This window comes from Diaphorobacter ruginosibacter, assembly GCF_040396215.1.
GTDB classification, from domain to species: Bacteria; Pseudomonadota; Gammaproteobacteria; order Burkholderiales; family Burkholderiaceae_C; genus Diaphorobacter_A; species Diaphorobacter_A ruginosibacter_A.
Genome location: NZ_JBEBOW010000158.1, coordinates 1 through 7,364, shown reverse-complemented (window position 1 = coordinate 7,364; position 7,364 = coordinate 1). Strand labels below are relative to the sequence as shown.

Annotated in this window: 6 protein-coding genes; 1 reads left to right on the top strand and 5 read right to left on the bottom strand. The window is 63.0% G+C overall.

The window, feature by feature from the left end:
* Positions 1 to 9 precede the first annotated feature (9 nt).
* From ABWP92_RS15465 to ABWP92_RS15450, 4 genes are all read right to left on the bottom strand, one after another.
* A complete protein-coding gene (locus ABWP92_RS15465; RefSeq protein WP_353236291.1) occupies positions 10 to 594 on the bottom strand; it encodes a flavin reductase family protein in 585 nt (194 codons plus the stop codon).
* Positions 595 to 732: 138 nt separating this feature from the next.
* On the bottom strand, positions 733 to 1,860 hold the full coding sequence (locus tag ABWP92_RS15460; RefSeq protein WP_353236292.1) for an HlyD family type I secretion periplasmic adaptor subunit: 1,128 nt from the start codon (positions 1,858 to 1,860) through the stop codon (positions 733 to 735).
* Positions 1,861 to 2,119: 259 nt separating this feature from the next.
* Positions 2,120 to 4,237 (bottom strand): type I secretion system permease/ATPase, encoded by a 2,118-nt coding sequence (locus ABWP92_RS15455; protein ID WP_353236290.1) that lies wholly within the window; start codon positions 4,235 to 4,237, stop codon positions 2,120 to 2,122.
* A 92-nt stretch (positions 4,238 to 4,329) separates the two neighbouring features.
* Positions 4,330 to 5,715 (bottom strand): TolC family outer membrane protein, encoded by a 1,386-nt coding sequence (locus tag ABWP92_RS15450; protein WP_353236289.1) that lies wholly within the window; start codon positions 5,713 to 5,715, stop codon positions 4,330 to 4,332.
* A 47-nt stretch (positions 5,716 to 5,762) separates the two neighbouring features.
* On the opposite strand from ABWP92_RS15450, the gene ABWP92_RS15445 reads away from it, so the two are divergent.
* Entirely contained in the window at positions 5,763 to 6,161 is a 399-nt protein-coding gene (locus ABWP92_RS15445) for a hypothetical protein (RefSeq protein ID WP_353236288.1), read from the top strand.
* Positions 6,162 to 6,392: 231 nt separating this feature from the next.
* On the opposite strand, the gene ABWP92_RS15440 is transcribed toward ABWP92_RS15445, so the two are convergent.
* On the bottom strand, positions 6,393 to 7,364 hold a 972-nt coding region (locus tag ABWP92_RS15440), incomplete at its 5' end, for a type I secretion C-terminal target domain-containing protein (RefSeq protein ID WP_353236287.1).

Here is a 7,364-nt window from a genome sequence, read left to right as displayed (position 1 = left end):
AACACGTTCTTATGGAGTGACGTCCACCGCATCGCCGATGGCGTAGAAATGCCCTCCGGCGACGTAATGCAGGCTCCGCAGATCGGAGGGCGCGTGTTCGAAGCGCCAATGGCCGTCGCGGAACACGCGCGAGTCGGCCCATGCGCCCACGATCTCGGCGATGTAGAGATCGTAGGTGTTCTGGTTGTGAGGCTCCGGGATCAGCCTGCAGGCCATCCAGGCCGAACAGCCAGCCACGAAAGGCAGGTCGAAGCCCGGCTGCTCAAACCACGCAACGCCCGCTCTCTCGAGCTTGCCCGGATCATCCACTGCGCTGTGCGTTCCCACTTCATGCACAAGCCTCGCCTGCTTGAGCGTGGGCACCTGGATGGCAAACCATCCGCTTCGATCCACCAGTTGCCGGGTGCGCGTGGATTTGTCGAGAACGACGCTCAACTTGGGCGGCGCGAAATCCAGCGCGCAGGCCCAGGCTGCCGCCATGACGTTGTCCACCCCGCCATGGCGGGCCGATACCAGGACGGTGGGGCCATGATTGAGCAGGCGGTAGGATTTGGAGAGCTCGACGGGCAGGATGCTGGCGTTGGAGGCGGACATGATGCTGAGTCACTGGTCAGGAAAAGGATACGGCAAGTATCCGCCAGTTTGGCTCATGTGCTGCCGCCGCGCGCCTGCGCGGGGCGTGCCGCGCATCGGCATGGCAATGCCTGCCGCGCGCGGCGTCCGCATATCGGGTCAACGCTCCCGGAACGCCTCGCGGCCCTTGTTGAACGGCTTGATCAGGTATTGCAGGACTGTTTTGCTGCCTGTATGGATTTCCACCGTGGCAATCATGCCGGGACTGATGGGGAATACCTTGTCGCCACGTTTCAGATGATCCGCCTCGGTACGTATGAAGACGCGGTAGTAATACTGGTCGCGCTTGACGTCGTCCTGGATGGTGTCGGGCGAGATGGTCGCCACATGCGCGGGAAGGCCGCCATAGATGGAATAGTCATAGGCGGTGATCTTGACCGTGGCGGCCTGCCCTGGATGGATGAACGCCACGTCACGCGGAGAGATTCTCGCCTCGACCAGCAGCTTTTCATCGAGCGGCACGATCTCCATCAGCTTGCCGTTGGGAGGGATCACGCCGCCGATGGTCGTCACCGAAATATCCTTGACCACGCCGCGAACCGGTGAGGTGAAGGTCAGCCGCGTGAGCGAGTCGGCGCGTCCGCGCGTGACCTGGCGCAGTGATTCGATTTCCGCGTTGGCCTTGGCGAGATCCTCGCGGGCCTTCACCAGATACTGGCTGCGCGCTTCCGCGATGCGCGTCTCCAGGTCGTTGGCCTGGCGCTTGAGCCGCAGCACCTCGACGTCGCTGGCGGCGCCGCGCGCGACCAGCGGTTCGGTGAGCGACAGTTCCTTGCGCACGAGCATCAGCGCCTCGTTCAAGCCGGAGAGCGTGCCGGCGAGCGCCTCGCGCCTCGAGTTGTAGAGCGCCGTCTCCGTACGCACGAGATTCGGGTCGGCCACGACATCGTCGGGAAATTTCAGCGGCGTTCCGTTCACTTCGGCGATGAGGCGCGCGGCTGTCGCCTGCGCGGCCCGCTGCCGTGCAATGCTTTCCTGCACGGTGGCTTCGCTCTTGGTTCGGTCGAGCTGCGCCAGGATCTGTCCGGCCTCGACGATGTCGCCCTCCCGGACCAGCAGTTCGACCAGGATACCGCCCTCCAGCGACTGGATCACCTGCTCATGGGACGAGGGAACCACCTTGCCAGTGCCCGTGGACACCTCCGCCAGCTCGAAGTTCGCCGCCCACACGACGAAGGCGCCCAGCAATGCGGCGATGATCCACACCACCAGCGTGGTCGGCGGCATCTTGACCTTGGACGATGGCGAACTGACCGGCAGCGGCGCGGGCTTGAGCTTGGGCCCCCCTGCGCCACGAGTGACGTTGACGGCTACACCCTTGGGCGCTGCGGCGCCTCCCGCTCCGCGCTGCTGCACCGATATGGTCTTCGGCGCGGCCTGCGCGGCCGAAGCCGGATTTCCCGCGCCAGCGCCTGCCGCCTGCGGCGCCGTCACTGCGTTCGCTGGAGAAAGCACCGGCTCTGACCGCTCCCCTGTTCGTTCCGCGTCATGCCTTGCCATTTGTCAGTTCTCCCAATACGTGCTTCTTCGGTCCGTCCATGACCACGCGGCCGCCGTCGATGATGATGATGCGGTCGACCCACTGCAGCACCTGCATCCGGTGGGTTGCAACCACCAGGGTGCGCGGCGCGAGCCAGGGGGTCAGCGACTCGATGACTTGATGCTCCGTCACTTCGTCGAAGTGGGCCGTCGGCTCATCGAGCAGCAGCACCGAAGGCTGGCGGACGATGGTGCGCGCCAGCAGCAGCGCCTGGCGCTGTCCGCCGGACAGGCCGAGCCCGCCTTCCTGAATGGTTTCGTCCAGGCCCTCGGGACGGCCCTGAACCACGTTCAGGCCACCGGCCAGCCGCAATGCTTCGAGCAGTTCCGCGTCGGTCGCCGTGGGCCGGCCCATGACCAGGTTCTCGCGGATGGTGCCGTGAAACAGGTTGGAGTTCTGCGCCAGGAGACCCACGTCGCGGCGCACGTCGGGCGGGTCGATCAGCGAGAGGTCGAGTCCGTCGAGCGTGATGCTTCCGGCCGTGGGCTTGTACATGCCGGCCAGCAGTTGGAGCAGCGTTGACTTGCCCGCGCCCATGCGCCCGAGAACGGCGATCTTCTCTCCAGGCTGGATCCGCAGGTTCGGCAGTTCGAGCGCGGGCCGCTTGGCCTCCTCGGAATACTGGAAACGCACGCCCGAGGTCTTGAACTCTCCATGCAGATACGCCACATGCACGCGGCGCGCGTCCTCCGGCACGTCCACCGGGCGGTCCATCAGCTTGTTCAGGCCGTCGCGGGCCACCTTGGCCTGCTGCCAGCGCGCCAGCAGGCTGGCGATCTGGGCGATCGGCGCAATCATGCGCGACGCGAGGATGGAACTTCCCACGAGGGCGCCGGTCGTCATGTCGCCGGTCATCACGCGGTAGCTGCCCACCAGCAGCACCATGGCGAAGACGATGCCCTGGAGCTCCTGGGTCCAGGTCATCAGGAAGCCGGTCAGAAGCCTCTGGCGCATGCCGATGTCCGCGGACACCATGTTCACGTGATTCCAGCGGTTCTGGAAGCGCGGTTCGGCGCGCAGCGACTTGATGTCATCCATGCCCTGGACCGCCTCCACCAGCATGGCGTTGCGCAGCGCGGATTCGCGCATGCCCGCGTTCGCAAGGCGTGCCAGAGGCCGCTGCGCGAGAAGGCCGGGCACGATCAATAGCGGCAGCGCCGCGACGGGAACCCACGCCAGCGAGCCGCCCACCAGCCAGAGAACACCGAGAAACAGCAGAAAGAATGGCAGGTCCGCGGCCGCGCTCACCGTCGTGGAGGTGAGCAGGTCGCGCACCTGGTCGATCTCGCGGATCTGGGCGATGAAGCTGCCGGTGGAACGCGGCCGCACGTCGTTGCGCAGCCGCAGGGCGCGCCCGAAGACAACATCCGATATCTGCAGGTCGGCACGCTTGCCCATGACATCGATGATGTATGAGCGCGACATGCGCAGCATGAACTCGAAGGTGATGGCCAGCATCACACCGCCGAACAGGACCCAGAGCGTGGCCTCCGACTGCGAGGGCACCACGCGGTCATAGACCTGCATGGAAAACATCATGCCCGAGAGCGCCAGGATGTTGGCCACCAGCGACGCGAGGAACACGTCCCCGTAGCGCGGCCAGTCCCGCAGCACGATTTTCCAGAACCAGCTGGGCCGCCACGGCTTGATGTATTCGTCAACGCGCGCATCCGGAATCTCGGCGAGCGGCCGCAACAAGGCCACGCGCACCACCTGCTTGGCAAGGTCGGCTCCGTCGATCAGGGTCTCCGCGCCCATCTCTCCGCTGAACGCCACGCTGGCCTTCTTCTGGGCGTTGATCGTGCGCACCACGCCCACGCGTCCGTCGGAGAATTCGACCACCAGAGGCAGCCGCCACGCATCCAGCATGGACTTGTCGAACCGCGCGAGGCGCAGGCTCAGGCCGAGCTGCCGCGCCATGATTTCGAGCAGCGAATCGAGCGGCGTTCCCCGCTCCCACGCCAGCGCCACGCGTGCGTTCTCGGCCGACGCCCCCATGCCGTAATGACGGCTGACCGTCAACATGGCGTCAAGCCATGTCGTGTACTCTTTAGGCAAATCCATCTCTAGTCAACTCCTGTCCGCACCCGCGCGCTGGCGTGTCCGGCATCTTGAAAAGCAATCTCGCGTGACAGGGCTGACCGCAGCACGTGCCATCATGGAAGCAGCTCCATGCCCTGAACCATCGTGTTGTTCAGGCCGAAGAACTCCCTCAACCGGCCGGTTGCCGTGATGAACTCCAGCCGGTACTGCCACAGGTCGTGGATGAGGCCTTGCGCGTCGGCTTCCGCCTGGTGAATTTCCTGCTCGGCATTGAGCAGATCCAGAATCGAGCGAGTCCCCAACTGGTACTGCTCACGGTAGAGGTCGCGCACGGAAAGAATGCTCTTGCGGCGGTTTTCCACGTCTTCCAGGCGGCCCTGGGCTCCCAGCACCAGCTCGCGCCAGGCGCGGGCCTGATCGCCCGCCTGCAGCAGCGCGGTTTCAATGCGTTCGCGGGTGGCGGCCTCGTCGGCCGCGGCTGCGCTGATCTGCGCATCCAGCGCGCCGCCCTGATACAGCGGCACGCTGAAATTCACGTTCAGGGAGTGATAGGTTCCCCGGCGTTCATAGGTGTTCGGGTTGACGCCGCTCATGGCTTTGTTGCCGGTCGCATCCAGTGTGATGGTGGGCCACTTCGCAGCGCGCGCCGACGCAAGCTGCGCCTTGGCGGCCTGGCGCTCGGCCTGCACCATCAGGACGTCCGGCAGCAACTGGAACTCGGGGTCCGAAGTCATCCAGAGCGTGTCGTGCTCAATCCCGGGGAGCACTTCGACGCGGCGCGCGCCCGCGCTGCCCACCAAGGTGCGCAGCTTCTGCCGCCACTGCGCCAGCTCGGCGGACATCTGCCCCAGATAGGCATGCGCGCCCTGCACGCGAGCCTGCGCCTGAATGGGATCCGCCTTGGTGCTCAGACCGGCATGGGCGCGCAGGTTGGCAAGCTCCAGCACGCTCTCGACGGCATCCACCTGACCTCTGGCGATCTCGGTCAGCGCCTGATACCGGTGGACCATCAGCACCGCCTCGGCCGTCTGCCGCGTGATGACGTCGATCTGCTTGAGCACAACGGCCTGCTGGCGGCGCACCAGCGCCTGGCTGCGGCTGACCTGGTTGTCCACCTTGCCGAAGTCGTACAGCATCTGCGAGGCCGAAGCCTGGGCGATCGTATTGTTGCCCGTGCTTCCGTTGCTGGACCCGCCGCCAAAGCCCACGCTGAGCTTTGGATAGTAGCCGGCGCGCGCATAGTCGACACCCGCCGTCTGCTGGGCAAGCGTTGCCACCGCGTCGGTAATGGATGGATGCTGCTGGACCGCCAACTGGACGGCGCGCGCCATCGGCAGGACGCCAGTGCCCGGCGGTGCTTCCGCGCCAGCGTTTCTCGGCCTGGGCGCATCGACCTCGCGCGCAAGGCTGCTGGGCGCGAGGCGGCGTTCCGAGGACGGTATGGGCGTGCTGACAGAGGGCACCGCGCCCTCGGTTTCCACTTTTTTGGGAGCCTCCATGGCGGCGGGGGCCGGTCCCGGCGATCCGACGGCCTGGGCGTTCGCGGATGTTTGCAGCCAGGGCCATGCCGAGATCAATGCCAGAGACAGGGACACTGCATGCAGCGACGCGGCCTTCTTTTGCCCAACAGGCGTTTCAGGCATTTCTGAACGCTTGGAATTATTTCTCATACCCCTTCGCCAATTCACCAAATATTGCACGCAAAAAATATGCAATCTCTTTAAAAAAGCACAAGCACACTCAAATATTCACTAATTCAAATAAGGAAAGCGAATATCCGGCGCGCCCTTGCACAACCGTTCATTATGTTTTTCTGGATATTGGGATTTCTTGCTTTACGACAAAACAGATCAACTCCCGAAAAGCAGATCAATTGTTGTCAAATGACTCCCTTTGGATGGCATTTCCCCAGATGAAAGCCAATCAAGCTCAGGGAATTTTGTGATATGTGACTCGATGCCAATTGAAAAGTGCCGATATATCAATGTTCGCCCATGGGATATTCGGCATTTATAAGGATTGTTTGCAATTTGGTATTCACAAACATTCTCATTTCAGAGAATGAAAAGCAAAACGCTCTTGCGAGGATATCCATTGAAGTGAATATCCGGGCGCAAGAGCGTTTGGTAGCCGGGCGACCGGTTCTGTTGAGGGCAGAACCGGTGGCGGCCTCTTATCAGACGAGGGTGATCTGATGGTTCGCCAGGAGGGTGGCGAGGTCGGTGTGCACGCCATTGAGGGTCAAGAGCGTGGAGTAGTTGGCGCCGCTACCGGAGCGATCGATTTCGACGAGGGTGTTATCCCCGGAGACCTCGACCTTGAGGTAGTTGGCGATACGGTCACCGGAGGCGATGGTGGCGACGCCGTTGATGTACTGGGCGGCATACTGACCGTTGACGGTCGGCGTGTAGCCCTGGAGCAACTCGCCGAGGTCGATACGGTCGGCATTGGGAGTGGCCTCCCAGGTACCGACGGTAAAGCCGTTGACAATGTCGGAGCCGTTGCCGCCGGTGGGGTTGCTGGAGTTGAGCAACTTGTACATCAGGGTGTCGTTACCGCCGTTGACGAGGTTGAAGGTGTCATTGCCACCACGGCCCTCGAAGTAGTTATCGGCGGAGTTATCGGTGAAGGTATCGTTGCCGGAGCTGCCTGCAATGCCCTCGATGTTCACGAAGGTGTGCGTGCCAAAGCCCGTGTTCTGCGCTGTTGCCAGCGAGAGATCGACCTTGATGGCGGTGCTTCCAGCCAGCTTGTAGTCAACGATATCCAGACCTCCTGTGCTGCTCCAGACACGTTCTCCCGAAACAATGGTTGTGCCTCCGCCACCGTTATAGATGTCAGTGCCCAAAGTTGCAAAGAATGTGTCGTTGTAGCCGGTTCCGACAATGCCGTTGCCGCTGACAGCGTTGTTGACAGCATTGCCGCTTTCGGCTGTCAGCACATAATTATCGAAAGGCTCCGTCGCCTTCAAGTTGGTCCAGGCGAGGTTGACGTTCTCGATAGTATTGCCGTTGAGCGAACTCGATCCGCCAACGTCGGAAGAGACTCCATTCACCGTGCGCAACAGAACTGCCGTGTAGCTCTCCGCGGCATTCAACCCATAGAAGTCCACGAGCGCGGAGCTATCGCTGGTTTGATTGCCTGCCTG

Coding starts and splice junctions, on each gene's coding strand:
- ABWP92_RS15465 (WP_353236291.1), bottom strand. CDS start 594: ATGTCCGCCTCCAACGCCAGCATCCTGCCCGTCGAGCTCTCCAAATCC.
- ABWP92_RS15450 (WP_353236289.1), bottom strand. CDS start 5,715: ATGGAGGCTCCCAAAAAAGTGGAAACCGAGGGCGCGGTGCCCTCTGTC.
- ABWP92_RS15460 (WP_353236292.1), bottom strand. CDS start 1,860: ATGCCGCCGACCACGCTGGTGGTGTGGATCATCGCCGCATTGCTGGGC.
- ABWP92_RS15445 (WP_353236288.1), top strand. CDS start 5,763: ATGTTTGCAGCCAGGGCCATGCCGAGATCAATGCCAGAGACAGGGACA.
- ABWP92_RS15455 (WP_353236290.1), bottom strand. CDS start 4,237: ATGGATTTGCCTAAAGAGTACACGACATGGCTTGACGCCATGTTGACG.